The organism is Pseudarthrobacter sp. CC12, assembly GCF_039907755.1.
Taxonomy (GTDB): domain Bacteria; phylum Actinomycetota; class Actinomycetes; order Actinomycetales; family Micrococcaceae; genus Arthrobacter; species Arthrobacter niigatensis.
In genome coordinates, this window is sequence record NZ_JARDJH010000001.1 from 12,644 (window position 1) to 39,155 (window position 26,512).

Here is a 26,512-nt window from a genome sequence, read left to right on the forward strand (position 1 = left end):
GAATCTAGCCGCGGCGAAGGATATCGGCCGCTGAGTCCAGGCCTTCCTGGGTGCCGACTGCCACCAGCAGGTCACCGGCGTGGAGGACGACGTCGGGTCCCGGCGAAGGCAGCACCTCACCTTCCCGCATGATGGCCACGATCGAAACACCGCACCGCGTGCGGATGGACGCCTTGCCCATGGGCTGGTTCTGGAAAGGGGAGTCCGCAGCAATGGAGAACTGCCGGGTGACGATGCCAGGGACGTCCTTGTGCTCTTCCGCGAGCTTCATGGCCAGGTGCATACCGCCCAGGAGGTTGCCCAGGGTGGCGGCTTCATCGCTGGTGAGCGGAATCGAGGCCTGGCAGGTATCGGGGTCGTCCCAAGTGGAAACGATGAGTTCCGTCTGGCCTTCCCGGAGCTCCACGACGCCGATGCGGCGTCCGGAGGCGGTAATGAAATCCTTCCGGCGGCCCAGGCCGGGAAGGTTCGTTTCGTCCACGTTCATGACTCCAGCCTAGTCGGCCTGGCAACACCGGGCGGAGGGCTGCACCAGCATCGGAACGAGTTTTCAGCTGGCCGGGACCACGGCGATGGGGGCCCGTTCCGGTGCCTTCACCGGCAACAGCACAAGGAGCCCTGCGAGGAGGACCACCATAATGCCCAGGATGCCCCACCGCTGTGCCTGCCCGGCGGGCACCAGCGGAGTTGCCACCGTGATGCAGAGCGTGAACAGGGCAGGCGCCAGGAAGCTGACGGCCCGGCCCGTGGTGGCGTACAGGCCGAAGAGCTCACCGGACTCACCGTGCGGCGCGAGCCGGGCCAGGTAGGCGCGGGACGAGGATTGGGCGGGACCCACAAACAGGCAGAGGAACAGTCCGAAGACCCAGAACGTCGTGCTGCCGGCCCATTCCATGCCGAAGAAGGAATAGTTGCCGTTACCCAGGGCCAGAATGGCGGTCCCGGCAATCAATAGGCCCACCAGGGAACCGGTGATAACAGCCTTGGGGCCTACCTTGTCGTCCAGGAACCCGCCGATGACGGCGCCGACGGCGGCCACGACGTTCCCGAAGATGGCGAAGAAGATGACCTGGGACAGGGCAAACCCGAATGTGCCGGCCGCGATGATGCCGCCGAATGTGAAGACTGCTGCGAGGCCGTCCCGGAACACGGCGCTGGCCAGGAGGAAGTAGATGGTGTGCGGGCTGGTGGCGTAGATCGCCTTGATCCGCCGGAACAGCAGCCGGTAGCTGGCGGCCAATCCCAGCCGCGCGGCCTGGCCGGAGCGCGGCACTTCGGGAACGGCGAACAGGACGGGGAGGGCGAAGACCAAGAACCACAGGGCGGAGAAAACGGCCACCAGCCTGATGTTGAGGCTGTCCTGCGTGGAGGCGCCGAACCATTCGAAGGCAGGCTGGACGAAGAGCTGCAGGACGATCAGGAGCGCGACGATGCCGCCCAGGTAGCCGGCGCCCCAGCCGAAACCGCTGACCTTTCCGATGTTCCGCGGCGTGGACACCTGCGCGAGCATGGCGTTGTAGTTGACGCCGGCGAATTCGAAGAAGACGTTGCCCAGTGCGATCAGCGAGACGCCGAGGAGCAGGAATTCCGGGTGCGGGAACACGAAGAAGCACAGTGCGGTCAGGATGGCGACGGCGGCCGAGTTGACTCCCAGCCACAGCTTGCGCCGGCCCCCCGCATCCGAACGCTGGCCGGTGACAGGTGCCAGCAGCGCGATGGCGAACCCGGCAACCGCCAACGCGCCGCCGAGTACCGCCGAGGCACTGTCCTCGCCGCCGAAGGCGTTGGACGTCAGGTAGACCGTGAAGACAAACGTCGTCATGACGGCGTTGAAAGCAGCGGAGCCCCAGTCCCAGGAAGCCCAGGCCAGGACCTGCCCTTTGGAGGAACCGGTTCCGGCAACAAGATCCGAGGCGGGCTGCATCGCCCCGGGAGCGCTGGCGCTGTTCATACGATGCATCGTATCCGCCCGTGGCGAACACTCGGGGACCACGGGCCCTTGATGCCGGGGATTCGGGCAGGGGCGGTGGGTTAAACCGGGGAAGACGCCGGACCGGCCTTGATAAACTGGGCCCTCCCGGACCTTACTTTTTGCCGCCTGCTCCAACTTTTGACAATCGAATCCCTGACGTTGCGGAGAATACAGTGATCACAGTCCTTGCCGTGCAGTTTTCGGTGGCTGTCCTCGCGCCCTTCCTCTTCCGGCTCTGGGGCCGCAACGCTTTCTATGCACTGGCGGCCGTCCCGGCGGTTTCCTTCGGCTGGCTGATGTTCCAGCACAACCCCATTTACTCAGGCCCGGGCGCCATCACCGAGTCCTTCGAGTGGATCCCCGGCCTCCATCTGGAACTTGCCTTCCGGATGGACGCGCTGGCGTGGGTCATGTCCCTCCTGGTGCTCGGCGTCGGCTCCCTGGTGCTGGTCTACTGTGCGCGGTACTTCAAGCGGACGGACCAGGACCTCGGCGGCTTCGGTGCCCAGCTGCTGGCGTTCGCAGGCGCCATGTTCGGCCTGGTCACAGCGGATGACCTCCTGCTGCTGTTCATTTTCTGGGAACTGACCACCATCCTGTCCTACCTGCTGATCGGCTTCGCGCGGACCCGTCTTGCCGCCCGGCGCTCCGCCCTCCAGGCGCTGATGGTCACCACCGCCGGCGGCCTGGCCATGCTGGTAGGCCTGATCATGCTGGGCACGGCCGCCGGCACCTACCGTATCTCCGGCATCCTGGAGCAAGCCCCCGCGCTGGCCGCCGGGACGTCCGGGGCCATGGTGAGCGCCGCCGTCGTACTCATCCTGGTAGGCGCCATCACCAAGTCGGCGCTGGTCCCGTTCCACTTCTGGCTGCCTGGCGCCATGGCCGCGCCCACCCCGGTCAGCGCCTACCTGCACGCTGCGGCGATGGTCAAGGCAGGCATCTACCTGGTGGCACGGCTTGCCCCGGGCTTCGCGGAGACTGCCTACTGGCAGCCCGTGGTCATGGGGCTGGGGCTGGCCACCATGCTGGTGGGCGGCTACCGGGCCCTGCGCCAGTCCGACATCAAGCTGATCCTGGCCTACGGCACCGTCAGCCAACTGGGCTTCCTCACCATGGTGGTAGGCCTGGGGACGCCCGATGCCGCGCTGGCCGGCCTGGCCATGCTGCTGGCACACGGCCTGTTCAAAGCCACGCTGTTCCTGGTGGTTGGCATCATCGACCACCAGTCCGGGACCCGCGACGTCCGCAAACTGTCCGGCGTCTTCCGCTCCTCGCGCGCCCTCGGCATCGTGGCCGGCATCGGCGCCGCGTCCATGGCCGGTGTGCCATTGCTGGCAGGGTTCGTAGCCAAGGAATCGGTGCTGGAAGCCTTCGTCCACCACGCCACGGACCCGCATTCCGGTCCGTGGGGCATGGTGGTCCTGGTGGGGCTGGTGGTGGGCTCCATCCTGACCGTCGCCTACAGTGCCCGCTTCATGTGGGGTGCGTTCGCGGTCAAACCCGGGGTGGACCCCACACCGTTCAAGGCCATCAGGCCTTCCTTCCTGGCGGCGCCCGCCGTCCTCAGCCTCCTGACCATCGCCTACGGGCTCTGGCCGGTTCCGGTGGACGCCTGGATCCAGCCGTACGCCGCGCTGTTCGCATCCACAGCGTCCGACGCCGGCACGCCCGCAGCGCAGGCAGGCCACCTTGCGCTGTGGCACGGGTTCACCCCGGCGCTTGGGCTGACGGCCATCACCTTCGTGCTCGGCGCCGCCATGTACTTCGGCCGCACCGCGGTGGCCCGCGCCCAGTCCCTGGTCCCGGCCTGGGTGGACGGCGACCGCGCCTACCAGCTGACCATCGGAGCGCTGGACGACGCTGCCGTCTGGATCACCGGCCGGACCCAGCGCGGTTCCCTGTACTTCTACCTCGCAGTGATCCTGAGCGTGGCATTCGTCCTGCCACTGGTGGCCATACTCCTGGGCGGCAACGCACTCCCGCCGGACGTCTACCTGGTGGACCCGAATTCGCCACTGCAGCTGGTGGCCGGCGCGGGCATCGTCATCGGCGCCTTGGCGGCCGTCAAGGCCAACAAGCGTTTCCTTGCGGTGCTGATGGTCTCCGTAACCGGCTACGGCATCGCGCTGGTCTTCGCCCTGCAGGGTGCCCCGGACCTGGCCCTGACCCAGATGCTGGTGGAAACCATCATCCTGGTGGCCTTCGTCCTGGCCATGCGCAGGCTGCCTCCCGAACTGCGCGACCGCACCGGCGGAAAATACCGCGTACTTCGCGTCATCATCGGTGCCGGCTTCGGCGTCACCATGGTATTCGCGGCCATTTTCGCCATGGGTGCCAGGACGGCCATCCCGGTGTCACTGCAGTTCCCGCAGCTCGCCTACGAAGGTGGTGGCGGCCTGAACGTGGTCAACGTGACCCTGGTGGACATCCGCGCCTGGGACACGTTCGGCGAGATCAGCGTCCTGGCACTGGCCGCCACCGGCGTGGCAAGCCTGATCTTCGTGCGCGGCCGCGGCGACCGGCTCCAGGCATCCGCGAGCGTTGCGGCGGGCACGGTGGGCAGGCATCCCGGGGTGGACCCCGGCTCCCGCGACGCTGCAGCCCTGGCCATCAGCCGGAGGTTTGCGGCCTCCACCCGGGACGCCTGGATTGTGGCCGGCCGGACTTTGGCCCCGGAACGCCGCTCCATCATCTTCGAGGTGGTCACGCGGCTGATCTTCCACTCCATGATCATCTTCTCGCTCTACCTGCTGCTGGCGGGGCACAACCTGCCCGGCGGCGGATTCGCCGGTGGCCTTACCGCCGGCCTGGCCCTGACCATCCGCTACCTGGCAGGCGGCCGCTTCGAGCTTCGGGAGGCTGCGCCCTTGAGCCCGGGGGCGCTCCTGGGCATCGGTCTGGCACTCGCAGCCGCCTCGGGCATGGCGCCGCTGCTGCTGGGCGGGCAGGTGTTCCAGTCCGCCATCATCCAGGTCTGGCTGCCCGTGTTCGGGGACATCAAGTTCGTCACCTCCACCATCTTCGATATCGGCGTATACGTCGTGGTGGTGGGCCTGGTGCTTGACGTGCTGCGCAGCCTGGGAGCCGAGATCGATGAGCACTTGGAGGAACAGTCCGGGCCCGGTGCACAGGAGCCGGAACGGTCCCAGGAAGCTGGCCAGGAGCCTGGCGTTGCCGGGGACGGGCAGGGCACCGGGGAGCTGGAACAGGAACCGGACGGGATTCCTGCCGAGACCACCGCAAGGGGACACGCATGAGCGTCAACCTGACCCTGCTGATTGTCATGGGAGCCCTGTACGCCTGCGGCATCTACCTGATCCTGGAACGCAGCCTCACGAGGGTGCTGCTGGGGCTGATGCTGCTGGCCAACGCCACCAACCTGCTGATCCTGGCCACCGGGGGATACGCGGGACTGGCGCCGCTCTTCAGCAAGGACACGCCCGCCCGGGACTACAACGATCCGCTGCCGCAGGCACTGATCCTGACCTCGATCGTGATTTCCTTCGCGGTCACCGCCTTCATGCTGGGCATCATCTACCGCACCTGGGTGCTGGCCCGCCAGGACGACATCCAGGACGACGCCGAGGACCTCCGGGTGGCAGTGACCCCCAGCTTTGATGCCGAGGATGACGCCGAAGTCCCCGCGGAAACTTCAGAGTTCCCGCTCACCATGCTCGGTTCCGACGGCAAGGATGTTTCGGACCGCGGTGCTTCCGGCCGGGACACGGACCGGGACGCGGACCGGGTGGCCACGCTGGTGGCAGGCGGCCGGGAAATGCCCGCCGAACATGCTGCCGCGGAGGAAAAGCCAGGCTCCCTCAATGTTGACCACAGCCCGGAAGGAGGCGGAAAGTGAACATCGCAAGCTTTGCCCCGCTCGCCGTCGTACTTCCCATCCTGGGCGCCGCCCTGACCTTCCTGCTGATCCGGCACTCCCGGGCCCAGCGGGCGGTGAGCATTGGCCTGCTGTCACTGACGCTGGCACTTGAGTGCCTCCTGCTGGCGTCGGCTTGGAACGGCGGCACGGCCGCGGTGACCATCGGTGGCTGGATCCCGCCGTTTGGCATCGTCATGGTGGTGGACCAGTTCTCCTCCCTGATGCTGGTGGTCTCCTCAGCCGTCAGCCTTGCGGTGCTCGTATACGCCACAGGCCAGGGCATGGCCGACGGCGACCGCGACGCGCCGGTGTCCATCTTCCACCCCACCTACCTGATCCTGGTGGCCGGGGTGTCCAACGCGTTCCTGTCCGGGGACCTCTTCAACCTCTATGTCGGCTTCGAGATCCTGCTGACTGCAAGCTACGTGCTGATGACCCTGGGCGGCACCGGGCCGCGGATCCGCGCCGGCGTCACCTATGTGGTGGTGTCCGTCGTGTCCTCGGTGCTGTTCCTGATTGCCATCGCCATGGTCTACGGGGCCACCGGGACCGTGAACATGGCGGACCTTGCCATCAAGCTGGGCGAACTGGACCAGGGCACCAAAACCCTGCTGCACGTGATGCTCCTGGTGGCCTTCGGCATCAAGGCCGCCGTCTTCCCCTTGTCCTTCTGGCTTCCCGACTCCTACCCGACCGCTCCGGCACCGGTCACGGCCGTGTTCGCGGGCCTGCTGACCAAGGTGGGTGTCTACGCGATGGTCCGCACCGAGACACTGCTGTTCCCCGGCGATACGTTGAACACGCCGCTGATGGTGGTGGCGCTGCTGACCATGCTTGTGGGCATCCTCGGTGCCCTGGCCCAAAGCGACATCAAGCGCCTCCTCTCGTTCACCCTGGTCAGCCACATCGGCTACATGGTGTTCGGGCTGGCCATGTCCTCGGCTGTTGGGCTGGCGGCGGCGGTCTTCTACGTGGCGCACCACATCACCATCCAGACCAGCCTCTTCCTGGTCACCGGCCTCATCGAACGGCGCGGCGGCAGCTCGTCCGTGGACCGGCTGGGCGGACTCGCCAAGCTCTCACCCATGCTGGCGCTGCTGTTCTTCATCCCCGGGATGAACCTGGCCGGCATCCCGCCGTTCTCCGGATTCCTGGGCAAGGTTGGCCTGCTGCAAGCCGGCGTGGAGCTGGGCACGCCGCTGGCCTACGCGCTGGTGATCGGCGGCGTGGTGACCAGCCTCCTGACGCTTCTGGCCATCGCCCGGGTGTGGAACCGTGCGTTCTGGCGGAAGCCGGAGGACGCCGAGCACCCCGACCCCGTGCTCCTTGCCACTCCCGCTGCGAGGGTCTCCGGGCCGGGAGCCAAGGTGAACAACACGGTGACCCTCCTGCCGCGCACCATGGTGGGCTCCACGGCCGCCCTGGTGGTGCTCGGTGTTGCCCTGACCGTCTTCGCCGGACCATTGTTCGCACTTTCGGACCGGGCAGCCCGGGACATGCTTGACCGGACGCCGTACATCCAGGCGGTGCTGGGCGAGGGCATCGCCGTTCCCGGCGCCACCGCGGCGGGAGGAGGACGATGAGCCGTAAACGCATTTCACTGCGCCAGGAACTGCCGCTCCTGGTCTGGCTGGTGATTGTGTGGGGCGCCCTGTGGCAGGATTTCAGCCCCGGCAACCTCCTCTTCGGGACCCTGCTGGCCGTGGGCGTGGCCCGGCTCTTCTACCTCCCGCCGGTGGAGCTCAGCGGCCGGTTCAATATTCTCCACGCCGTGCCGTTTGCGCTGGCGTTCGTGGGCAAGGTGGTGGTGGCCAGCGCGCAGGTCCTGTATCTGGCAGCTGTCCGCGGCCCCAAGGTGACCAATGCCGTGGTCGCGGTGAAACTGCGCAGCCACCAGGACCTGATCGTCACTGCCACGGGACACGTGATTTCCCTGATCCCGGGTTCCCTGGTGGTGGACGTGGACCGTTCCACGTCCACGCTGTACCTGCACGCACTCAACATCACCTCCAAGAAGGACGTGGAAGGCCTGCGGAACGAGGTCCGCTCCATTGAAGCGGGCCTGATCCGCATCATGGGCACCGCGGATGAACTGGAAGAGGTCCGTATGGAGGCCGGCGCATGATGCCCGTTGTCCTGGCTGTCACAGCCGTCATTTTCTCGCTGGCGGCCGCCGGTGCCATCATCCGGATCGCCCGTGGCCCGTCGCTGCTGGACCGGGTGCTGGCTGCCGACGTGCTGCTCGCAATCCTTGCCGGGGCGCTATGCATCGATATGGCGGTGAACCGGCACCTGAACAACCTGATGCTGGTGGTGGCCATCTCCGTCATCGGGTTCATCGGTTCCGTGACCGTAGCCCGGTTCGTGGCAGACAGGAGGGTCAAGCCCAATGAATCCTGACTTCTTCCGGCCCGACGCCTGGATCGACCTCGCCTCCGCCGTGTTCATGGTGGTGGGTGCCCTTATGTCCCTGGGCGCCGCGATAGGCCTGCTGCGGTTCCCGGACCTCCTGAGCCGCATGCACGCCGCCACGAAGCCGCAGGTGCTGGGGCTCTTCCTGCTGCTGGCGGCCATCGGGCTGCAGCTGCGGACGTGGTGGGTGTGGCCGGTCCTGGTGGTGGCGTGGATCTTCCAACTCCTCACGGTGCCCGTGTCCGCCCACATGGTGGGCCGTGCCGGCTACCGCACCAAGCACCTGCACCGGGAACTGCTCACCACCGATGAACTGGAAGCCGTGGTGCAAAAAGCCGCCGCCGAGACTGCCCGGAAGGACAGCCCCGACGACGGCCGGTAACGCTGGGGCACGACGCTAGACGATGTCCTGGGTCTTCGCGAAGCGGGTGATGGCGCGCTGGGTGCCGCGGTTGGCCAGGACCTGGATGATGGCACTGACCGACGCCGAGATCAGCGCAAAGGTCAGCGCCGAACGCAGGCTGGTGGGTACGTCCTCGTGTTTGCCGGTGGGCGGCTTCTGTCCGGTGGTCTTTTCCCAGATGGCATTGACCAGTTTGGTACCGGCGAGGCCTGCGCCGAGGCTCACGCCTGTCCCGAGCAGTTTGATGAGAAGGTTCATTCCAGGTACTCCTTGCGGGCGGAAAACGGACTGCTCCCAGCCTAGCCGGTCATATCCGGGTGATTGGCGCCGGCAGCCCGCAATCCAGCCCGGCCAGGTGTAAACTTGACCACGCCCAACCGGGCACAACAACAAGCGTTACCCACACCAAAAGCAACACTAAAAACGACAGGGGAGCGCCGCCGTCGGACAACCTGGCATTAGCCGGGCACCGCAGGTGGGCGCTGAGAGTGCGGACAGCCGCAGACCCTCGAACCTGATCCGGTTAGTACCGGCGCAAGGGAGTCGAGTTCTCAAAGTGTCGCGGTTCCACGGCCACAGGCCGCCGGCCGGGTCCACTTTCCCCTCCTGTTTCCCAGGAGGATCACATGAGTACTGCAGCAATCAAGAAGACCACCAGCAAGTCCTGGCGCGTCGTGGACATCGTTGTCGCCGCGCTGGTGGCCATCGCGGGCGGCGTTATTTTCTGGGCATGGGACCAGGGTGCCGCCGCCCTGTCCGCCCCCATGAACGCAGCCTACCCACCCCTGACCGGCCTGCTCGCCGGGGGCTGGATGATTCCCGGCGTGCTGGGAATGCTGATCATCCGCAAGCCGGGGGCCGCCCTGTTCTGCGAGACCGTCGCCGCCACCGGCGAACTGCTGATGGGTTCCCAGTACGGCGCCTCGGTCCTGTTCTCCGGTTTCATCCAGGGCCTGGGCGCGGAAATCATCTTCGCAATCTTCGTCTACCGCAAGTTCAACCTGCCCGCGTCCCTGCTGGCAGGCGCCGCGGCCGGATTCTTCTGCGGCCTGAACGACTCGTTTGCACCGTGGGGCTGGAACATCGCCTACTCCGGCGCCGACAAGCTGGCCTACATTGTCCTCACCACCATTTCCGGGGCCATCCTTGCGGGTGCCCTGGCCTGGGTTGCCACCCGCGGCCTGGCACGCACCGGGGTGCTGAGCTCCTTCGCGTCCCGCAAGGCCGCAACGGAGCCCGTCTTCTCCTGATGGCACCCTCCCAGGACTCCGGCGCGGTCCGCCCCGCCGCCGTCACCGCCCGTGGCTGGGGCTGGCGGCATGCCGGCAGGGCCAAACCCGCCGTCCACGGCCTTGACCTGGACATCGCCCCCGGGGAGCGGGTGCTCCTGCTCGGCGCCTCCGGCGCAGGGAAGTCCACCCTGCTGCACGCGCTGGCCGGCGTCCTGGGAGACATCGACGACGACGGCGAATCAGGCGACGCCGACGAGTCCGGTTCGCTCCGGGTGGACGGAGCCGCGCCCCGCGCCCAGCGCGGCCGCGCCGGCCTGATGCAGCAGGACCCCGAAACGCAGGTGGTCCTCTCCCGCGTTGGTGACGACGTCGCCTTCGGTGCCGAAAACCTCGCGGTGCCCCGCGACGCGATCTGGCCCCGGGTGCACGCGGCGCTTGCCGACGTCGGACTCTCCCACCTCCCGCTGGACCACCCGACGTCGGCCCTGTCCGGCGGGCAAAAGCAGCGCCTGGCGCTGGCGGGCATCCTGGCGATGCGTCCGGGCCTGATCCTGCTGGACGAACCCACCGCCAACCTCGACCCGGACGGCGTCCTGGAGGTCCGCGACGCCGTGGCCCGCTGCCTGGACAAGACCGGGGCCACCCTTGTGGTGGTGGAGCACCGGGTTTCCGTCTGGAAGGACCTGGTGGACCGGATCATTGTCCTGCAGCCCGGCTCGGCCTCGGATCCCGCCGTGCTCCTGGACGGCCCGCCGGACCGTGTGCTCAGTGAGGCGAGGACCATGCTGGCCGCGGCCGGCGTGTGGGTGCCCGGGTATGTGCCCGCGACCCGTCCCCGCGCCGCCGTCCCCGCCGCGGGAACGGGGAACCTGTTGTTGGCCGCTGAGCAGCTTGCCGTGTCCCGCGGACGCGCCCGCCGGCAGGGCTTTCGGAAGATTCCGCCGGTGCCGGTCCAGGAGGACGTGGCTGCACAGGTCCGCGCCGGGCAGGCCCTTGCCATCACCGGTCCCAACGGTGCCGGCAAGTCGACCTTCGCCCTGACCCTGGCCGGTCTGCTGGAGCCCGTGGCGGGGAAGGTTTCAGCCACGCTGGACCTCAGCCGCGGCGCCGGCATCGACCCCTACAAGTGGAAGGCCCAGCAGCTGATCTCGCGGGTGGGCACGGTGTTCCAGGAGCCGGAACACCAGTTCGTCACCGGGAAGGTACTGGACGAACTGCAGTTCGGCCCGCGGCACCTGGGGCACGGGGCGGACAGGGTGGACGAACTGCTGGAGCGCCTGCGGCTCACCCAGCTGGTGGACGCCAACCCCTACACGCTCTCCGGCGGGGAAAAGCGGCGCCTCTCCGTGGCCACCGTCCTTGCCGCCAGCCCCCAGGTGCTGATCCTGGACGAGCCCACGTTCGGGCAGGATGCCAATACCTGGGCCGAACTCGCATCATTCCTGTCCGAGCTTCTGGATGCGGGTACGGCGGTGGTTTCCGTGACCCATGACGCGGAGTTCACCTCGGCCCTGGGCGGGACGGAACTGCGGTTGGCTGCCGCGGAGGCGGTGGCACCATGAGGCAGGAACTCACCTTGAGCGGCAACCATGCACTCCTGGCCCGCGCCAACCCGCTCAGCAAGTTCGCGGCGGTCCTGCTCATCACGGCGGTCCTGGCCTTGTCCATCGACTGGGTGTCCGCCTCAGTGGCCCTCGCCTTCGAACTGATGCTGTTCCCCCTTGCCGGGCTCACCGTGTCCCTGCTGTGGCAGCGCGGATGGCCGCTGATCCTCGCCGCAGCCATCGGAGGCTGGAGTACCGCCATCCTGGCGCCGGACAGCGGCAGGATCCTGCTCGACGTCGGCATCTGGAGCATGAGCGAAGGTTCCCTCCAGTTGGGCATCGGCTTCCTCCTGCGCGGCTTTGCGATCGCCCTGCCCGCGGTGCTCCTGATGAGCTGCACCGACCCCACGGACCTGGCGGATGCACTGGCGCAAAAGGCCCGCCTGCCGCACCGGTTCGTCCTGGGCACCCTCGCCGCGATGCGCCTGGTGGGGCTCATGGCAGAGGAGTGGCAGACCATCGGGATGGCCCGCCGTGCCCGGGGCGTGGGCGCCCGCGGCAGCCTCGTCCAGCGGGTGAAGGCGACGCTGGGCCAGAGCTTCGGACTGCTGGTCCAGGCCATCAGGCGGGCGTCGAGGCTCGCCGTGACCATGGAAGCGCGTGGGTTCGGCGGGGGCCGGCGGACGTGGGCCAGGGAATCCACCTTCAGCCCGCTGGACTCCTGGGTGGTTGCCGGCGGTGTGCTGGTGGCCGGACTGGCCCTGGTGGCGGCCGTCTCTGCCGGCACGTGGAACATGGTCTGGCTGGGCAGCTGACTCCCGCTGGAAGCTCTGCATGCTTTCCTATCGCATCGGGTGGGTAGCATGGGGATGGTGGCCTTCACCTGCTCCTCGAAAGAGGCTTGATAACTCATTTATGATATATTCGCGGTATGACCCAGAAAACCGCTGAACACGTTGCCGCCATGCTGAGGGACGCCCGGAGCGAGAAAGGGTGGACCCAGGGCCAGCTGGCCGCCGAACTCGGCACCAGCCAAAGTGCCGTGGCGCGGATGGAACAGGGCAAGCAGAACCTGAGCCTGAAAATGATCCAGCGGCTGGAAAACATCTTTGACCGCAGCATCGTGAACGTGGCCAAGCCCCGGATGACGCACCTGCGGGTGGAGGGCGGCCGCACCCTGTCCGGCGCCGTTGACGTCAACAGCAGCAAGAACGCCGGCGTGGCACTGCTGTGCGCCAGCCTGATCAACCGCGGCACCACCGTGCTGCGCCGCCTGGCCCGGATCGAGGAAGTCAACCGCATCGTCGAGGTGCTGACCAGCATCGGCGTCGAGTGCACCTGGCTCAATGACACGGACCTCCGCCTGCGCCGCCCCGCCGTCCTGGATCTGGACGCCATGGACGTGGACGCGGCACGCCGCACCCGCAGCGTCATCATGCTGCTGGGCCCCCTGCTGGATGAGTCCCGGGAGTACCGGCTGCCCTACGCCGGCGGCTGCGACCTGGGCACCCGGACCGTGGAGCCCCACATGCAGGCACTGCGCGAGTTCGACCTGTCAGTGGAGGCCACGGCAGGGTTCTACACCGTGCAGGCACCGCCCGCGGATAGCCGGGACCGCTCTTTCGTCCTCACCGAACGGGGGGACACCGTTACCGAGAATGCGATCATGGCGGCGGCCCACCGGCCCGGAACAACCGTGATCCGCAACGCCAGCCCCAACTACATGGTGCAGGACCTCTGCTTTTACCTGCAGATGCTCGGGGTGGCCATAGAGGGCGTGGGAACCACCACCCTGCGGATCACCGGCAGGCCCGTGATCGACGCCGATATCGAGTATTTCCCGTCCGAGGACCCCATCGAGGCCATGAGCCTGATTACGGCGGGCATCGTCACCAACTCCGAGGTCACGGTCCGCCGGGTCCCCATCGAGTTCATGGAAATCGAACTGGCCACGCTGGGCCAGATGGGCCAGAAGCTCGAAATTTCCGGCGAATACATGGCCCGCAACGGCCGCACCCGGCTGGTGGACGTCACCACCAAGCCCTCCGAGCTGCGTGCCCCCGAGGACAAGATCCACCCCATGCCGTTCCCCGGGCTGAACATCGACAACCTGCCCTTCTTCGCCGTCATTGCAGCTAACGCCCATGGCCAGACCATGATCCACGACTGGGTTTACGAGAACCGGGCCATCTACCTGACGGAGCTGAACCGGCTCGGCGCACAGGTACAGCTGCTGGACCCGCACCGGATCTACGTCAACGGCCCCACGAAGTGGCGCGCCGCCGAGGTGGGCTGCCCGCCGGCACTCCGCCCGGCCGCCTGCCTGCTGCTGGCCATGCTGGCCGCGCGGGGCGTGTCCGAGCTGCGGAACATCTATGTGATCGAGCGGGGCTACGAGGACCTGGCGGAGCGTCTGAACACCATCGGCGCCAAGGTGGAGTACTTCCAGGACTAGGCATTCATCCTTCGTCATGAAGGGCGGCGCCCCTGTGAATGCCCGGCGGGCGCGGCAGAATATTCGTATGCGTACATTCGGCGTCGAGGAAGAACTCCTGATTGTTGATCCGGAGTCCGGGGAGCCGCTTGCCCTGGCCGACGCGCTCCTCGCTGGCCGGCGCGTGGCAGCCGATGATGCGCCGGTGGAGCTGGAAAGCCGCCATGCCGGCAACCAGGCGGATTACGACGACGAGATGGGCTTGAGTGCCGAGCTCAAGCTTGAGCAGATCGAGACACAGACCCGGCCGTGCACCGACTACGGAAGCCTGCTGGAACAGATCCGGGCCGGCCGGGCGCTGGCGGACCAGGCTGCCCAAAAGCACGGGGCCCGGGTTGCGGCGCTCGCCACCTCTCCCGTGGCCTCGCCCAGCCACACCACGCCGGACCCGCGCTATGCCAGGATGCTGGAACGCTTTGGCCTCACCGCCCAGGAGCAGCTGACCTGCGGTTTCCACGTCCACACCTTCATTGAATCGCCGGAGGAAGGCGTGGCGGTCCTGGACCGAATCCGCGACAAGCTGGCGGTGCTCACGGCACTGAGCGCCAACTCGCCATTTTGGAATGGCGTCCCCACCGGCTTCGAAAGCTACCGGACCCAGGCCTGGAACCGCTGGCCCACTGCGGGCCCGGCAGGTATTTACGGGACGTATCCCGCGTACCGCCGCGTGGTGACCCGGCTGCTGGACAGCGGCGTCATGCTCGATGAGGGCATGCTGTATTTCGACGCCCGTCTCTCCCGGAACCATCCGACGGTGGAAGTGCGGGTGGCGGACGTGTGCCTCCGTGCCGGGGACGCAGCCCTCATCGCGGTGCTGGTACGGGCATTGGTGGAATCCGCGGGCCGGGAATGGCGCGAGGACGTGGATCCCGCGCCCGTACCCACAGTCCTGCTGCGGATGGCGTCCTGGCAGGCCAGCAGCGCCGGGCTTAGCGGCGAACTCCTGGACTTCGGCAACTTCAGGCCCGCACCGGCCGCGGACGTGGTCCGTTCCCTGGTGGACTACCTGGCCCCCGTCCTGGCCGAACAGGGGGAGCTGGCCCTGGCCAGGCAGGGGGTGGAGGACATCATTTCCCGCGGAACCGGGGCCGCTGAACAGCGCCGTGCCCGCGACAAGGCCCTGGCGGGGCAGCCGCCTGAGGACATGGGGTTCGGTGCCGTGGTGCGGCAGGCCGTCCACCTGACGATGCGCGACACGCTGGACCTGTCAGACATGGCGGACACGCCCGAGCTGCTGCGCGTGCGGCAGGCCTGACCTGCCGCTTGGTTTGCCGGTCCGCGGCATGCATATTCCTTTTCGACGCGCACACTCCTTTGCGCACGCCACATTCCGTGCGCGCCAGGGAATCTGCGCGTCGAAAACGGGGAGGCGCGTCGAAAACGCTAGATCTGCTTCAGCGCCTGCTCGAGGTCACGGAGGAGGTCCTCCGGGTCCTCGAGCCCTACCGAGAGCCGCACCACGCCGTCGCTGAGCCCAATGGCGGCCCGCCCCTCCGGGCCCATGGCGCGGTGGGTGGTGGTGGCCGGGTGCGTGATCAGGGACTTGGCATCACCGAGGTTGTTGGAAATATCGATGATCCGCAGCCCGTCCAGGAGGGCGAATGCCGCTTCCTTGCCGGAACGCCCGCCGGTCGGGGCCAGTTCGAAGGTCAGGACCGTTCCGCCGGCACTCATCTGCTTGGCGGCCAGCCCGTACTGCGGGTGCGACTTCAGGAGCGGATACTTCACCCAGCCCACCGCCGGCTGTTCCTCCAGCCATTCAGCCAGCCGCAGCGCGGTGGCGGACGAGTGGTTGACGCGCAGGCCCATGGTTTCCAGGCCCTTGGTCAGGACCCAGGCGTTGAAGGCGGACAGTGCGGGGCCGGTATGGCGCATCAGCTGCTTGACGGGTCCGTCGATGAATTCCTTGGTGCCCAGGATGGCACCGCCCATCACCCTGCCCTGCCCATCGATGTGCTTGGTACCCGAGTAGACGATGACGTCGGCGCCGAGGTCCCCGCAGCGCTGCAGCAGGGGAGTGGCAAAGACGTTGTCAGCCACCACGGTGGCGCCGGCCGCATGCGCCAGCTCACTGACGGCGGCGATGTCGACGATTTCCTGCATGGGGTTGGACGGGGACTCGAAGAAGACGGCGGTGGTGGGCTTGGACAGGGCTTCGCGCCACTGGTCCAGGTCCGGACCGTCCACGAAGACCGTTTCCACACCCCAGCGCGGGAGGATCTCGTTCAGGATCACAAAGCACGAACCGAACAGCGAACGGGCAGCCACCACGCGGTCGCCGGCAGCCAGCAGGGCACCCAGCGCGGTGAACACGGCAGACATGCCCGACGCCGTCGCAAAGCAGGCTTCGGTGCCTTCCAGCAGCCTGAGCCGTTCCTGGAAGGTGGCAACGGACGGGTTGCCGTAGCGGGAGTAGACAAAGCGCTCGTCCTCGCCGGTGAAGGCGCGTTCAGCTGCCGCAGCGGATTCGTAGACGAAGCCGGAGTTCAGGAAGATGGCCTCGGACGTTTCCTGGAAGTTGGAGCGGTCCAGGCCGCCGCGGACTGCCTGCGTATCGGGGTTCCAGCCGGGGGCGTCTGGGTTGAAGGTCACTTAGTTCTTTCCGAGGTTGGTGGGGAGGCCGCGGTTCTTCCAGCCGTTGACGGTGCGTTCGCCGTAGCGGTCCGGCTCGCCTTCGAAGCCCTCCAGCACGTTGTAGGCGGTAAAACCGGCCTGGGTGGCGGCAGTTGCAGCCGCGATGGACCGCTGGCCGGAGCGGCAGAGGAAGAGCAGTTCCGCCTGGGGATCCTCCGGCGCCTGCGCCTGGAGGTCCTTGACGAAGTCGGGATTGGGGATGCCGCCGGGGAAGGTCCACTGGATGAACAGGGGATCGTTGTCCGTGGCCTTGGTGTCCGGGATGCCGATGTGGGCCCATTCGCCCTCGGTGCGGACGTCCACCAGGATGGCGCCCTTCTCCAGCTTGGCCCAGGCTTCCTGGGGCGTCAGGTCTCCGGCGTAGCTCATGCGTGGCCCTCGCCGTCGAAATCGCCTTCAAGGCCGGCGTCGAGCTGGTCCACCGCGGTGGCGACGGCGGCATCGGCTGAGGCGATCGCGGCCGGAAGGACGATTGCCTGCGCCACGATGACGCTGGTGCCGTTGAAAGTAGCTGCCGGGCTGCCGTGCAGCACGTAGCCGTCGGCGAGTGCGGCGGAGATCCGCTCGCAGAATTCACGGGTGTCCGCGCCGGTTATCAGGCGGTAGGACAGTCTTTCGTCAAGGGCGGGTGCGTCGGACACGACGGATCTCCTTCTCTCACGCTTGCAGCTCGAATCGGTCGATATGCCGAGTATTCACCTGAGGCACCCCGCCGCGAAAGGGAGGGTTGCCGACCGGCAAGTCAGGGCTTGGCGCCGGTACTCATTACTCCCCAAAAACGTAACACCTGCCGCGCCAAGCCGCATCGCCGACGTCGTCATGTTCCGTCATTGAGCTGCCCGCCATGCGGCACGTAGCCTGCTGCGGACCGATAAGGTTCATACCGGGGGGCGCCGCCCCGTATCCAGAGCAATGAGCACCGGGGGTCCTTGTCAGCATGCGGGCACACGTATCGCACCACCGCGCCGCCATCCGGCGTAACCGTCCGCGTTCCGCCGCGGCCTGCCTGGCCGCGGTTCTCATCGCCCTCCTGGCAGTGGTGGCCCCGGCAGCCCCGGCGCGGGCGGCCGGACCCGCGCCGGACAGGGGCAAACCCTGGCTGGGGGCGGTCCTCGAATGGGGTGAGGATACCGCCGCGGGCTTCAGCGACCGGCTGGGCGCAACCCCGGCGCTCTACGGCCATGACATCACCATGCCGTACCGCGAATCCGAGCGGAATGACATCGGGGGCTTCCTGCAACAGACCGCAGCGAAGGGCGCCCACGCCATGCTCACGGTCAAGCCGTCCGTGCCGCTGGACCAGCTCGGCGCCGCGGAGGCGCAAGCGTTCGCAGCACAGGTGCGCGACCTGACCGCGGGATTCAAGGGCCAACTGCTGGTCCGCTTTGCCCCCGACATGAACGCCAGCTGGGTGGCCTGGGGCCAGCAGCCGGCTGCGTACCGGCAGGCTTTCCAAGCGGTGTCGGCAGCCTTCAGGAAGGACGACGGCGGCCGGGCCACCATGGTGTGGGCGCCCTACCTGGGGAAGGACTACCCCTTCGACCGGAACAGGAATGCGCCACAGCCGGGAAGCGACGGGTTTTCCCTCCTGGATACAAATGGGGACGGAACCTGGAACGGGAGCGACAGCGCCTATGCCCCGTATTACCCGGGCGACGACGCGGTGGACTGGGTGGGGTTGGCCGCCTACCATGACGACACTGCCGGCGCGGCCGCCGTCAACTCCCTGCCGCACGCCGGCGAACTCGAAGACATGCTGACGGCCTCCGGCAACGAAAACTTCTACGGCACCTACGCCGAAGGACACAAAAAGCCCTTCCTGCTCCAGACCTCGGCCTTCTACAGCCCTGCATCCGGCGGGGCGCCCGAGGCGGACATCAAAACGCGCTGGTGGGACCAGGTGGTGGCAACTGCCACCTCTCCGCATTTCGCCGGAACGGCCGCCGTGGTGTGGGACGAACGGACCAGCACGCGGGACACCGGCGTAGCAAGCATCAGCTGGCTGCTCACGGGAAGCCCGGACATCGCCAAAACTGCCTTGGACCGGTTGAAGGCATCGCCCATGGTCACCGGGCCTGTCACAGATGTGGCGTCCGCAGGCACCTACGTGCGGGCTAATACGCTCTCTGGCGCGGCCCCGTGGACCGTTGCTGCCGCCATGGCCATCCTCCTGGTGGCCCTGTGGCAGGTCCCGCGCCGGATCAACGCTGCCACGGCCTGGAGTTACCAGGATCCTTCTGCCAGGGATTCGCGGGTGGACCTGCTGCGCGGGATGGCCATTGTCTTCGTGGTGGTCAACCACCTGGGCATGGCCTCGCTGTTCCAGCTGCTCACCCAGGAGGCGGTGGGCTTCGTATCAGGCGCTGAGTTGTTTGTCCTGTTCTCCGGCCTGGTGGTGGGCATGGTGTACGGGCCCAAAGCGAAGGAGGATTTCGGCCGGGTGGTGGACCTGACGTCCCGCCGTGCCGGGAAGCTCTATGTCACTGCCCTGGCCGTGCTGGTCGGCGTCTTCCTGCTGTCGCTGCTCCCGTTCTTCCACACCGAGGCCCTGACCACGTTCGTGGACCAGGGAACGGGCGGCGCCGGACACAGCGGCGCGGGCCGGACCTACGACCTGTACGCGGGCATGTCGTCGCTGTTCCAGTTCCCCGTACCGCCCCAGGTGCTTCCGGCCATCGTGCTGCTGCAGTTCGGGCCCTGGCAGTTCAACGTCATGGGCCTTTACGTGGTGCTCCTGCTGGCCAGCCCCCTGATCCTTGCGGCACTCAACCGCGGCAAGGCCATCTGGGTGTTGCTGGCGTCCCTGGCCGTGTATGCGGTCGGGGCCGTAACCAGGTTCAGGCTCCTGCCATCGCAGTTCGAGGACTCGTTCCCCCTGTTGGTATGGCAGGTACTCTTTGTCCTCGGCCTGGTTGTCGGCTACCACCGCCGCAGCATAGTTGCCTGGCTGTCGGCGCACACCTGGGTGGTGGCAGCCTGCACCGCAGCGGCGTTCGCGCTGGCCTTCCTGTCCTGGGGCAACCCGTACCTGGCCAACAATTACGACGTCCGGCTGGCGCTCATGCCGGACGCTGCCTACCGGGCCATGTATGACGCGCTGTTCGGCCGGACCTACCTGGCGCCCGGCCGCCTGCTCAACGTCCTGGTCCTCGTGGTGGCCGCCTACGCCTTCCTTAGCGCCTACTGGAAACCAGTGCAGCGGGCCCTGGGCTGGTTCCTGATCCCGCTGGGCCGCGCCACGCTCTACGTATTCATCATGCACGTGGTGCTGATCGCCGTCGTGGCCAACATCCCGGCGCTGCAGCAGCAGAGCATCTTCCTCAACACCGTCGCCTACGCCGTGGTGCTGGGCCTTCTGTGGGTGATGGTCCGGACCAGGTTCCTCTTCCGGATTATTCCCACCTAGGCGGCAGCGGGGACGTCCCGGGGCATAAAAAATGCTGTGGCACATACGTCAAGTGCCACAGCATCTGATGGCGGGGCACCGGTTACCCGGCGCCCCGTCCGACGACCCGTTGGGGCTTAGACCAGCCGCGGGTAACTGGTCATGATGTAGTCCGCCGCGGCAGGCCCCTTCATGCGCAGTCCGTTCCGGCGGGCGGAGACCCGGTGTTTCATGGCAGCCCAGAAGCTGGACTCGGTGCCGGCCGGCTGCTCGTTGACGAAGCACCAGCTGGTGTACAGCCCAAAGAGGCGGTCACGGTCGAGGCTTGATTCGGAGGCCTGGTCGGCGTAGGTGGCTTCGTGGAGGAAAAGATCAAACTGCGAATTGGCCATGACGGCGTCCCTTCGCTCGGTGCGCGGTGCCGCCGTTCGGCTACAGCAGCAAAACCCTCGATGCCCTGCACGGGGGCGGTGGGTCTGTAGGTTCGATCCCATCAGGAGAACTTGGGAATACCAGCGATCTTGAGGCATGTCTACGCTGTAGACTTTACTCGTAGACTACAACTGAGGCAACCGTATTGAATAAATCGGCCGGCTGCCCCCAGTGAGGATCAAATAATGACTTCAGCCAATACTTCGGGAACGGCGGGCACCAAGCCGAGGCTGAGCAGGGACCTGGTACTGGCCAAAGCGCTGGAGCTGGTGGACGCCGAGGGCCTGGACGCGCTGACCATGCGCCGCCTTGGGCAGGAGCTTGGCCGGGACCCCATGAGCCTTTACCGCTATGCCCAGAACCGTGCAGCTTTGTTGGATGGAGTTACGGAGTTGGTGCTCAACCAGCTCCGCATCCATCCGGAGGACCCCGACTGGAAGGCCCAGCTGCGCGGGATTGCCCATGGCCTGCGAACGCTTGCCCTCCAGCACCCCAATGTTGTGCCGCTGCTGGTCACCCGGCCCCTGTCCACGCCCCTCGGCCTTAGGCCGCTGGGCACGCTGCGTCCCTTGGAACAGATCCTGTCCCTTCTCGGCGCTGCAGGATTCGGTGCGGCCGATGCACTCCACGTCTACCGCGCCTACTACGGCTTCCTCTACGGACACATCCTGAACGAACTGCAGGAGTACGTGGTGGACCCTGAAGAGAACGAGGTGCTGCTGCGGCTGGGGCTCCACCGGCTGCCCGCGAAGGAGTTCCCCAAGCTCCGTGCACTGGCTCCGGCCCTGTCTGAGTACGACGGCGAGGCGGAGCTTGACCAGGGACTTGGCATCCTGCTGTCCGGGCTGGAAGCCCAGCTGTCGCGCCAGGCGGCCGGCCCCGCCGCCTGACGCTCCGGGCCTTGTGGAGGCGGTATTACCGGGCGTGGCCTATTCGAAGGACGCCCGACGACGGTCCTGCAGGCGGGTGTTCCAGATGTCCGGCTTGTTGACGCGGAACCGGCGCCCCGTCAGGGCTTTGGCGTTAAGCCGGACGTAGTTGGCCTTTTCGCCCGGCTGCCAAGGTTCCAGGCCCAGCCCGTCCACGGCATCTTTCACGCCCTGGTCCTCGATGATCTCCGTTTCGCCGCGCACCACCACGCTCCACGCCTGTTCCGAGGCAGGGTCGTAGCCGTCGATTTCCAGGGCCGCCGGACGTTCCATCCGGGCGCCCCACAGCTTTGAACCGGGCGCGGTGCGGAAGACGATGCTGCGCAGGTGGACAGCGTAGTTCACGGGGAAGATCTCGGGATGTTCGTCTACCACGATGGCCAACCTGCCCACCGTGTCGTTGTCGAGGAGTTCCCAGCAGTCGTCGAAGGACAGGTTTTCAATCTTCGGCAGGTTTCGCGAGTCCATGGTCCACACCTTACGGGTGTTGCGGGAGCGGGAAAAGGGATTGCGCCGCTTGTTGCGCCGCTACTGGATGCCGGCGAAAAGCTCACCCAACTCCGCGGTCAGTTCCTTCTGGAGGGCCGGGGTGCCGATCTCCTTGCCATCGATCCTGTTCACGGGGGCAAGCAGGCGGACGCTCGAAATCAGCCAGACCGCGTCAGCGTCCATGAGGTCCCGGGGTTCCAGCGGACCGTAGCCCAGTTCCCAGCCGGCGGCCTTGGCGGCGGCGAAAAGGGCGCCCTGGGAGGTCCCGGCCAGGATGCCGCTGTCCAGCTGCGGGGTGATGAGGCGCTTCACCGTGGTGCCGTCGTCGGACTTTTCCACATGGGCGAGCAGCACCGTTGAGGTGGGGCCTTCCAGCACACGGCCATCGGAGGAGAAGAAGATGACGTCGTCGGCGCCCTGTTTGTGGGCGTGGCGCAGGGCCGCCATGTTGACGGCGTAGGAAAGCGTTTTGGCGCCGAGGAGCAGCCAGGGCGCCCGGTCGGCCACGTCGCTGTCATAGCCACGGTCAAGGAGGATGACGTCGATGCCCGTTTCACGCTGCCGGCGCCCGGCTGCCCCGGCCGGGGTGGCCTGCACCCAGGCTGTGGGGGTGGGCGCGCCTTCCACGCCCCGGGTGACCACCAGTTTGACCACCAGCTCATCAGCAGCCGGGTCTGCGGGCGGGTTCTCCAGCCGGTGCCGGGCCACCGCCGCCGCAATGACGCGCCGCCAGGCCTGCTGGTCCGGGATTTCCAGGTCCAACGCCGCCGCGGAGCCGGCAAGACGGTCAAGGTGGGCCTGCATCTTCCGTACTGTTCCGCCCACGGCCAGCATGGTTTCGAAGACGCCGTCGCCCCGCGTGACCCCCAGGTCGGTGACCAGGAGTTGCGGCTTGGAGGCATCGGCCACCCGGCCATCAGGGTAAGCGGGATCGAGGAAGGCAAGAACCACGGGGGCTGGAGAGGTCATGGCACCAGCTTAGTGCGGTACCGCGGATAAGCTGGGCAGAGTGCACCGGCCGGAAGCCGTCCTCCGGAGCCCGATCTCCCCGGGGGTTTAAGACGTGTTGTGGCCTTTTTCACTTGCCGGCACCGCTCCGACGTGGGTGGTGGTGCTCCTGGGTTTCGCCGACCTGGTGATCAGGGTGCTGGCGCTGGGTATCATCCCCGGCAACCGGCGCCCCACCACCGCCATGGCCTGGCTGCTGGGCATCTTCTTCATTCCATTCCTGGGCATCGTCCTGTTCCTGCTCTTTGGCAACTTCCGGTTGTCCAGCCGCAGGCGGGCACAGCAGCAACTGGTAAATGAACGCGTGCAGGCAGGCATCTCCGCGCTCTCGGACGCGGAAAGCGACTACCCCGGCCCGGAATGGGTGAAGTCCGCGGCTGAACTCAACCGCACCCTCGGTTCCCTGCCCATGGTGGACGGCAACTCCGTGGACCTCATCCCCGGCTACCCCGACTCCATCCTGGAAATGACCCAGGCGGTGCGGAAGGCGAAGAAGTTCGTCAACGCCGAGTTCTACATCATGAGTTCGGACCATGTCACCAATGACCTGCTGACCGCCATGGAGGAGGCCGCGGAGCGGGGCGTGGAGGTGCGGCTCCTGTTCGACCACATCGGAACCCTCCGCATCAAGGGGTACCGGAAGCTGCTCAAGCGCCTCCGCGCAGGCAAGATCCAGTGGAAGCGGATGCTGCCGCTGCTGCCCATCCACGGACAGTGGCGTCGCCCTGACCTGCGGAACCACCGCAAGATCATGGTCATCGACGGCGAGATCGCCTTCACGGGTTCGCAGAACCTGATCGAGCCCTCCTACAACAACCCGCGGCACCGCAAGGCAGGCCGCGAATGGGTGGAACTGATGGCACGCCTGCGCGGACCCATCGTGACCACCCTGAACGTCGTCTTCGCCACCGACTGGCTGAGCGAGACCGACGAGTCGCTGGAACACCAGCTGCAGCTCGCACCGAACCCGGAGCCCGGGAACGTCACAGCCCAGGTGGTGCCCAGCGGCCCCGGGTTCATCACGGAAAACAACCTGCGGCTCTTCAACACCCTGATCTACTCCGCCCAGCACCGCATCTCCATCTGCAGCCCGTACTTCGTGCCGGACGATTCCCTGCTCTACGCCATCACCACCGCCGCCCAGCGGGGCGTTGACGTGGAACTGTTCGTCTCGGAGAAGGGCGACCAATTCCTGGTCCACCACGCCCAGCGGTCCTATTACGAGGCACTCCTCGAAGCCGGTGTGCGTATCTACCTGTACAAGGCCCCGTTCGTGCTGCACGCCAAGCACTTCACCATTGACGACGAGGTGGCCGTCCTCGGGTCCAGCAACATGGACATGCGGTCCTTCTCGCTGAACCTCGAGGTTTCCGTGATGCTCCTGGGCGAGGACATCGTGAACAAGATGCGGGCGGTGGAAGACACCTACCGGGACATCTCGCACGAGCTCAAGCTCGCGGACTGGATCAGCCGGCCGCTCGCCGCCCGGTACGTGGACAACGTGGCCCGGCTGACGGCCACGGTGCAGTAAGACGGCCGCGTATGCCTAAACCGGAGTCAGTCTCCGGGAAAGACGGAGCCTAGGGTGGACAGGACCCCGTAGGCCTTGGTCCGGATTTCCTCGTATTCGTCGTCGGGCACGGAGTCCGAGGTGATGGCACCGCCGACGCCGAGCGACAGTTCAGCGGTTCCGTCACCTTCCGCGCTGACCACCAGTGTCCTGATGGCGACGGCGAGGTCGGCTGCGGCATTGAGGGAGAAGTAGCCGATGGCCCCCGAATAGAGCCCCCGGGGCCCGGCCTCCAGCCGGTCCAGGATGGCCATGGTGCTGATCTTGGGGGCTCCGGTCATGGAGCCGGCCGGGAAGCATGCAGCCACGGCCTCGGCCCGGGGCGCGCCCGGGAGGAGGCGGGCGTCGATGGTGCTGACCATCTGGTGGACCGTGGCGTAGCTCTCGATCGCGCAGAGCCTGCTCACGGTAACGGAGCCGGGCTCGGCAAAATGGCTGAGGTCGTTGCGCAGCAGGTCCACGATCATGATGTTCTCGGCCCGGTCCTTCAGTGATGCGGCCAGGTCCTCGCGCAGCAGCCGGTCCTCCTGCGGGTCGGCAGCCCGGCGGCGGGTGCCCTTGATCGGCTCGGCGCGCATGCCGCCGTCGGACGCGATCTTCAGGAACCGCTCAGGCGAGGTGCTGGCAACGGCGAGGTTCCCCAGGCGGAGATAGCTGGCGAACGGCGCCGGGTTCCGGCGGCGCAGCGCCAGATAGGTGGTCCACGGATCCAGTGCGTGTTCCGGGACCCTGGCTTCGAGCGTCGTGGTCAGGCAGACCTCATAGGTGTTGCCCTGGGCGATCTGGTGCTGGGCTGCCGTGATTTTCTCCCGGTACTCCGCACCCGTGTCCCGGCTCCGGAAAGCAGGCGGCGCGGCAAGCATGACGTCGGTGCTGCCGCCGGTTTCCGGTGCCGGGCCAAGAATGGCCGCCGGGGCGCCGCTGCCGGCGGCTTCCACTGCGGCCCTGGCCCGGGCCAGCCACTCCCCGGCGTCCGAGGCCTCCAGCGCGAGGAGCCAGGCCGCGCCCCCGGCATGGTCAAGCACGACGGCCCGGCCGGCAAAGATCAGGGCAGCGTCAGGAGTGGGGGCGGAGAGGTCGCTGCCGCCGGTTTCGCGCTTCAGCTCGTAGCCCAGGCAACCTAGCCAGCCCAGCGTGAACTCACCGGGATACCCATCGGGCGTGCGGACGGCACGGCGCCCCCAGACGGTATCCAGCCAGCGGAAGAAGGGGCCCGGCACCTTGGCAGTTGCGGAACCGGTGCTGACCAGGCTTATCCCGGCACGGTGCGTCACGAACTGTCCGAACGTGCCGGCGTCGTCCGCCATGATGCTGAACCGGCTGCGCTCGGCGGCCGTGCGGGCCTCCGGCTCCGTGCCCTCTTCCTGCCCGGCGGCAGCCGCGGCGGCGCCGGCGTTGGAGGAATCCAGCCACACTGCATTGGGCGAAGTTCCGTACAGCGACTGGAACAGGGCCGGCGCGTCCGGGAGCGCGTCGAGGCGCTCGGCGTGGAGCCGGAGGCCGCGGCGTGCGGACAGTTCGGGGGCCAGCACGGGCGCCAGCGCCGGCAGGCAGGGGAGGAGGTGCAGCAGGTCCGTGGGGGCCGATCCGTCAGCGAGGTTCTGCACCCGGAGGTCCGCGTTCCCGGGGACGTCGTCCAGGCCCAGCCACTCTTCCTCCTGGGCGGCCCACTGGTCCCAGTAGGGCTCATAGGTGGCGCCGTCGCGGTCCAGCGCCCGGGTGCGCCGGACGTCGTCCGGAGACTCGGCCCAAACGACAGCGTCCAGCATGGGCCGGGCAGCCTCAGCGGCGGCACCCACTCCCTCCACGATGACAATCTCGGCGGGCAGTGTGACCCGGGCTTCGCCGTCGTAATGGTTCTCCCAGTCCCAGCTGGTCCAGGTGGCCGCCTCGCCACGGCTCAAGGGGGTGAGCACCGTGGAGACATAGCGCTCCACGCCGGCAGCCAGTCCGTCCCACCCCGGGTAGATGTTTTCCAGGTGGAACAGTGAAACCTTGTGGTGGGCGCGGAGCCGTGCAGCAAGTTCGACGGCAAGGGTGGTCTTCCCTGCGCCGGAACGCCCGTCCACGGCGATGATGACGGGGGCTGGGCTCATGGACTAGAGCGTACCGTTTTCCGTTGCCCGCT

At 67.2% G+C, this 26,512-nt stretch carries 24 protein-coding genes and 2 riboswitches; of the genes, 14 read left to right on the forward strand and 10 right to left on the reverse strand.

All coding sequences use genetic code 11. The features are described 5' to 3' along the window. Positions 1-4: 4 nt before the first annotated feature. The gene (locus PV772_RS00060) at positions 5-487 is read right to left on the reverse strand and encodes a TrkA C-terminal domain-containing protein (protein ID WP_347885002.1); all 483 of its coding nucleotides are present in this window, start codon (positions 485-487) and stop codon (positions 5-7) included. Between the two features lie 63 nt (positions 488-550). Continuing rightward, complete coding sequence (locus PV772_RS00065) at positions 551-1,951, reverse strand: MFS transporter (RefSeq protein WP_347885003.1); 1,401 nt, start codon at positions 1,949-1,951, stop codon at positions 551-553. Positions 1,952-2,145: 194 nt separating this feature from the next. Here PV772_RS00065 and PV772_RS00070 point away from each other — a divergent pair, with 194 nt between their 5' ends. The 6 genes from PV772_RS00070 to mnhG are packed head-to-tail and all read left to right on the forward strand — an operon-like array spanning position 2,146 to position 8,646. Beyond that, positions 2,146-5,232: a Na+/H+ antiporter subunit A gene (locus PV772_RS00070; protein WP_347885004.1), complete on the forward strand. Its 3,087-nt coding sequence runs from the start codon at positions 2,146-2,148 to the stop codon at positions 5,230-5,232. Continuing rightward, positions 5,229-5,831, forward strand: coding sequence for a Na(+)/H(+) antiporter subunit C (locus tag PV772_RS00075; RefSeq protein ID WP_141159068.1), 603 nt, complete (start codon positions 5,229-5,231; stop codon positions 5,829-5,831). Before PV772_RS00070 ends, PV772_RS00075 begins: the two co-directional genes overlap by 4 nt. Further along, positions 5,828-7,435 carry a Na+/H+ antiporter subunit D gene (locus tag PV772_RS00080; RefSeq protein WP_307357922.1) on the forward strand — a complete coding sequence of 536 codons (1,608 nt, stop codon included), beginning with the start codon at positions 5,828-5,830 and terminating at the stop codon, positions 7,433-7,435. The genes PV772_RS00075 and PV772_RS00080 overlap by 4 nt, the downstream gene beginning before the upstream one ends. Then, complete coding sequence (locus PV772_RS00085; RefSeq protein ID WP_141159070.1) at positions 7,432-7,977, forward strand: Na+/H+ antiporter subunit E; 546 nt, start codon at positions 7,432-7,434, stop codon at positions 7,975-7,977. The genes PV772_RS00080 and PV772_RS00085 overlap by 4 nt, the downstream gene beginning before the upstream one ends. Next, a complete protein-coding gene (locus PV772_RS00090) occupies positions 7,974-8,252 on the forward strand; it encodes a monovalent cation/H+ antiporter complex subunit F (protein ID WP_307357925.1) in 279 nt (92 codons plus the stop codon). Before PV772_RS00085 ends, PV772_RS00090 begins: the two co-directional genes overlap by 4 nt. Further along, on the forward strand, positions 8,242-8,646 hold the full coding sequence (gene mnhG, locus PV772_RS00095) for a monovalent cation/H(+) antiporter subunit G (RefSeq protein WP_307357929.1): 405 nt from the start codon (positions 8,242-8,244) through the stop codon (positions 8,644-8,646). Before PV772_RS00090 ends, mnhG begins: the two co-directional genes overlap by 11 nt. A 15-nt stretch (positions 8,647-8,661) precedes the next feature. Here the strand turns inward: mnhG and PV772_RS00100 are convergent, their stop codons facing one another. After that, positions 8,662-8,925 (reverse strand): DUF4235 domain-containing protein, encoded by a 264-nt coding sequence (locus tag PV772_RS00100; protein WP_141159073.1) that lies wholly within the window; start codon positions 8,923-8,925, stop codon positions 8,662-8,664. A gap of 160 nt (positions 8,926-9,085) precedes the next feature. Then, positions 9,086-9,226: riboswitch (TPP riboswitch) on the forward strand. Between the two features lie 67 nt (positions 9,227-9,293). Between PV772_RS00100 and PV772_RS00105 the strand changes: the two genes are divergently transcribed. The 5 genes from PV772_RS00105 to PV772_RS00125 all read left to right on the forward strand — a co-directional run bounded on the left by PV772_RS00105 (position 9,294) and on the right by PV772_RS00125 (position 15,192). Next, positions 9,294-9,917 (forward strand): ECF transporter S component, encoded by a 624-nt coding sequence (locus tag PV772_RS00105; RefSeq protein WP_347885005.1) that lies wholly within the window; start codon positions 9,294-9,296, stop codon positions 9,915-9,917. Next, positions 9,917-11,461, forward strand: a complete 1,545-nt coding sequence (locus PV772_RS00110) for an ATP-binding cassette domain-containing protein (RefSeq protein WP_347885006.1) — start codon at positions 9,917-9,919, stop codon at positions 11,459-11,461. The genes PV772_RS00105 and PV772_RS00110 overlap by 1 nt, the downstream gene beginning before the upstream one ends. Further along, entirely contained in the window at positions 11,458-12,258 is an 801-nt protein-coding gene (locus PV772_RS00115) for an energy-coupling factor transporter transmembrane component T (RefSeq protein ID WP_141182662.1), read from the forward strand. Before PV772_RS00110 ends, PV772_RS00115 begins: the two co-directional genes overlap by 4 nt. Before the next feature lie 116 nt (positions 12,259-12,374). Continuing rightward, a complete protein-coding gene (locus tag PV772_RS00120; protein ID WP_347885007.1) occupies positions 12,375-13,898 on the forward strand; it encodes a UDP-N-acetylglucosamine 1-carboxyvinyltransferase in 1,524 nt (507 codons plus the stop codon). A 67-nt stretch (positions 13,899-13,965) separates the two neighbouring features. Further along, the gene (locus PV772_RS00125; protein ID WP_141159078.1) at positions 13,966-15,192 is read left to right on the forward strand and encodes a glutamate--cysteine ligase; all 1,227 of its coding nucleotides are present in this window, start codon (positions 13,966-13,968) and stop codon (positions 15,190-15,192) included. Positions 15,193-15,320: 128 nt separating this feature from the next. On the opposite strand, the gene PV772_RS00130 is transcribed toward PV772_RS00125, so the two are convergent. The 3 genes from PV772_RS00130 to PV772_RS00140 are packed head-to-tail and all read right to left on the reverse strand — an operon-like array spanning position 15,321 to position 17,212. Next, positions 15,321-16,529 carry an O-succinylhomoserine sulfhydrylase gene (locus PV772_RS00130; RefSeq protein ID WP_141159079.1) on the reverse strand — a complete coding sequence of 403 codons (1,209 nt, stop codon included), beginning with the start codon at positions 16,527-16,529 and terminating at the stop codon, positions 15,321-15,323. Next, positions 16,530-16,940 (reverse strand): rhodanese-like domain-containing protein, encoded by a 411-nt coding sequence (locus PV772_RS00135; protein WP_347885008.1) that lies wholly within the window; start codon positions 16,938-16,940, stop codon positions 16,530-16,532. Continuing rightward, positions 16,937-17,212, reverse strand: coding sequence for a DUF1737 domain-containing protein (locus PV772_RS00140; RefSeq protein ID WP_141159081.1), 276 nt, complete (start codon positions 17,210-17,212; stop codon positions 16,937-16,939). Before PV772_RS00140 ends, PV772_RS00135 begins: the two co-directional genes overlap by 4 nt. A gap of 13 nt (positions 17,213-17,225) precedes the next feature. Further along, a riboswitch (SAM riboswitch) is annotated at positions 17,226-17,341 on the reverse strand. A gap of 167 nt (positions 17,342-17,508) precedes the next feature. Here PV772_RS00140 and opgC point away from each other — a divergent pair. Continuing rightward, positions 17,509-19,977: an OpgC domain-containing protein gene (opgC, locus tag PV772_RS00145; RefSeq protein ID WP_347885009.1), complete on the forward strand. Its 2,469-nt coding sequence runs from the start codon at positions 17,509-17,511 to the stop codon at positions 19,975-19,977. A 116-nt stretch (positions 19,978-20,093) separates the two neighbouring features. Here opgC and PV772_RS00150 read toward each other — a convergent pair whose 3' ends face one another. Beyond that, the gene (locus PV772_RS00150; protein ID WP_141159083.1) at positions 20,094-20,348 is read right to left on the reverse strand and encodes a hypothetical protein; all 255 of its coding nucleotides are present in this window, start codon (positions 20,346-20,348) and stop codon (positions 20,094-20,096) included. Between the two features lie 225 nt (positions 20,349-20,573). Between PV772_RS00150 and PV772_RS00155 the strand changes: the two genes are divergently transcribed. Next, positions 20,574-21,278 (forward strand): TetR/AcrR family transcriptional regulator C-terminal domain-containing protein, encoded by a 705-nt coding sequence (locus PV772_RS00155; RefSeq protein WP_141182657.1) that lies wholly within the window; start codon positions 20,574-20,576, stop codon positions 21,276-21,278. Between the two features lie 39 nt (positions 21,279-21,317). Here PV772_RS00155 and PV772_RS00160 read toward each other — a convergent pair whose 3' ends face one another. After that, a complete protein-coding gene (locus tag PV772_RS00160) occupies positions 21,318-21,785 on the reverse strand; it encodes a pyridoxamine 5'-phosphate oxidase family protein (protein ID WP_141159085.1) in 468 nt (155 codons plus the stop codon). 60 nt (positions 21,786-21,845) lie between these two features. Continuing rightward, positions 21,846-22,775 carry an aminodeoxychorismate lyase gene (locus tag PV772_RS00165; protein ID WP_141159086.1) on the reverse strand — a complete coding sequence of 310 codons (930 nt, stop codon included), beginning with the start codon at positions 22,773-22,775 and terminating at the stop codon, positions 21,846-21,848. A 97-nt stretch (positions 22,776-22,872) separates the two neighbouring features. Here PV772_RS00165 and cls point away from each other — a divergent pair, with 97 nt between their 5' ends. Continuing rightward, positions 22,873-24,345 (forward strand): cardiolipin synthase, encoded by a 1,473-nt coding sequence (cls, locus tag PV772_RS00170; RefSeq protein ID WP_141161443.1) that lies wholly within the window; start codon positions 22,873-22,875, stop codon positions 24,343-24,345. 26 nt (positions 24,346-24,371) lie between these two features. On the opposite strand, the gene pabB is transcribed toward cls, so the two are convergent. Further along, positions 24,372-26,480: an aminodeoxychorismate synthase component I gene (gene pabB / locus PV772_RS00175; protein WP_347885010.1), complete on the reverse strand. Its 2,109-nt coding sequence runs from the start codon at positions 26,478-26,480 to the stop codon at positions 24,372-24,374. Positions 26,481-26,512 lie beyond the last annotated feature (32 nt).

Excerpts from the sequence above, each read along its gene's own strand:
- PV772_RS00060 (WP_347885002.1), bottom strand. The coding sequence starts at position 487 with ATGAACGTGGACGAAACGAACCTTCCCGGCCTGGGCCGCCGGAAGGAT.
- PV772_RS00065 (WP_347885003.1), bottom strand. The coding sequence starts at position 1,951 with ATGAACAGCGCCAGCGCTCCCGGGGCGATGCAGCCCGCCTCGGATCTT.
- PV772_RS00075 (WP_141159068.1), top strand. The coding sequence starts at position 5,229 with ATGAGCGTCAACCTGACCCTGCTGATTGTCATGGGAGCCCTGTACGCC.
- PV772_RS00085 (WP_141159070.1), top strand. The coding sequence starts at position 7,432 with ATGAGCCGTAAACGCATTTCACTGCGCCAGGAACTGCCGCTCCTGGTC.
- PV772_RS00090 (WP_307357925.1), top strand. The coding sequence starts at position 7,974 with ATGATGCCCGTTGTCCTGGCTGTCACAGCCGTCATTTTCTCGCTGGCG.
- mnhG (WP_307357929.1), top strand. The coding sequence starts at position 8,242 with ATGAATCCTGACTTCTTCCGGCCCGACGCCTGGATCGACCTCGCCTCC.
- PV772_RS00100 (WP_141159073.1), bottom strand. The coding sequence starts at position 8,925 with ATGAACCTTCTCATCAAACTGCTCGGGACAGGCGTGAGCCTCGGCGCA.
- PV772_RS00105 (WP_347885005.1), top strand. The coding sequence starts at position 9,294 with ATGAGTACTGCAGCAATCAAGAAGACCACCAGCAAGTCCTGGCGCGTC.
- PV772_RS00110 (WP_347885006.1), top strand. The coding sequence starts at position 9,917 with ATGGCACCCTCCCAGGACTCCGGCGCGGTCCGCCCCGCCGCCGTCACC.
- PV772_RS00115 (WP_141182662.1), top strand. The coding sequence starts at position 11,458 with ATGAGGCAGGAACTCACCTTGAGCGGCAACCATGCACTCCTGGCCCGC.
- PV772_RS00120 (WP_347885007.1), top strand. The coding sequence starts at position 12,375 with ATGACCCAGAAAACCGCTGAACACGTTGCCGCCATGCTGAGGGACGCC.
- PV772_RS00125 (WP_141159078.1), top strand. The coding sequence starts at position 13,966 with ATGCGTACATTCGGCGTCGAGGAAGAACTCCTGATTGTTGATCCGGAG.
- PV772_RS00135 (WP_347885008.1), bottom strand. The coding sequence starts at position 16,940 with ATGAGCTACGCCGGAGACCTGACGCCCCAGGAAGCCTGGGCCAAGCTG.
- opgC (WP_347885009.1), top strand. The coding sequence starts at position 17,509 with ATGCGGGCACACGTATCGCACCACCGCGCCGCCATCCGGCGTAACCGT.
- PV772_RS00150 (WP_141159083.1), bottom strand. The coding sequence starts at position 20,348 with ATGGCCAATTCGCAGTTTGATCTTTTCCTCCACGAAGCCACCTACGCC.
- PV772_RS00155 (WP_141182657.1), top strand. The coding sequence starts at position 20,574 with ATGACTTCAGCCAATACTTCGGGAACGGCGGGCACCAAGCCGAGGCTG.
- PV772_RS00160 (WP_141159085.1), bottom strand. The coding sequence starts at position 21,785 with ATGGACTCGCGAAACCTGCCGAAGATTGAAAACCTGTCCTTCGACGAC.
- PV772_RS00165 (WP_141159086.1), bottom strand. The coding sequence starts at position 22,775 with ATGACCTCTCCAGCCCCCGTGGTTCTTGCCTTCCTCGATCCCGCTTAC.
- pabB (WP_347885010.1), bottom strand. The coding sequence starts at position 26,480 with ATGAGCCCAGCCCCCGTCATCATCGCCGTGGACGGGCGTTCCGGCGCA.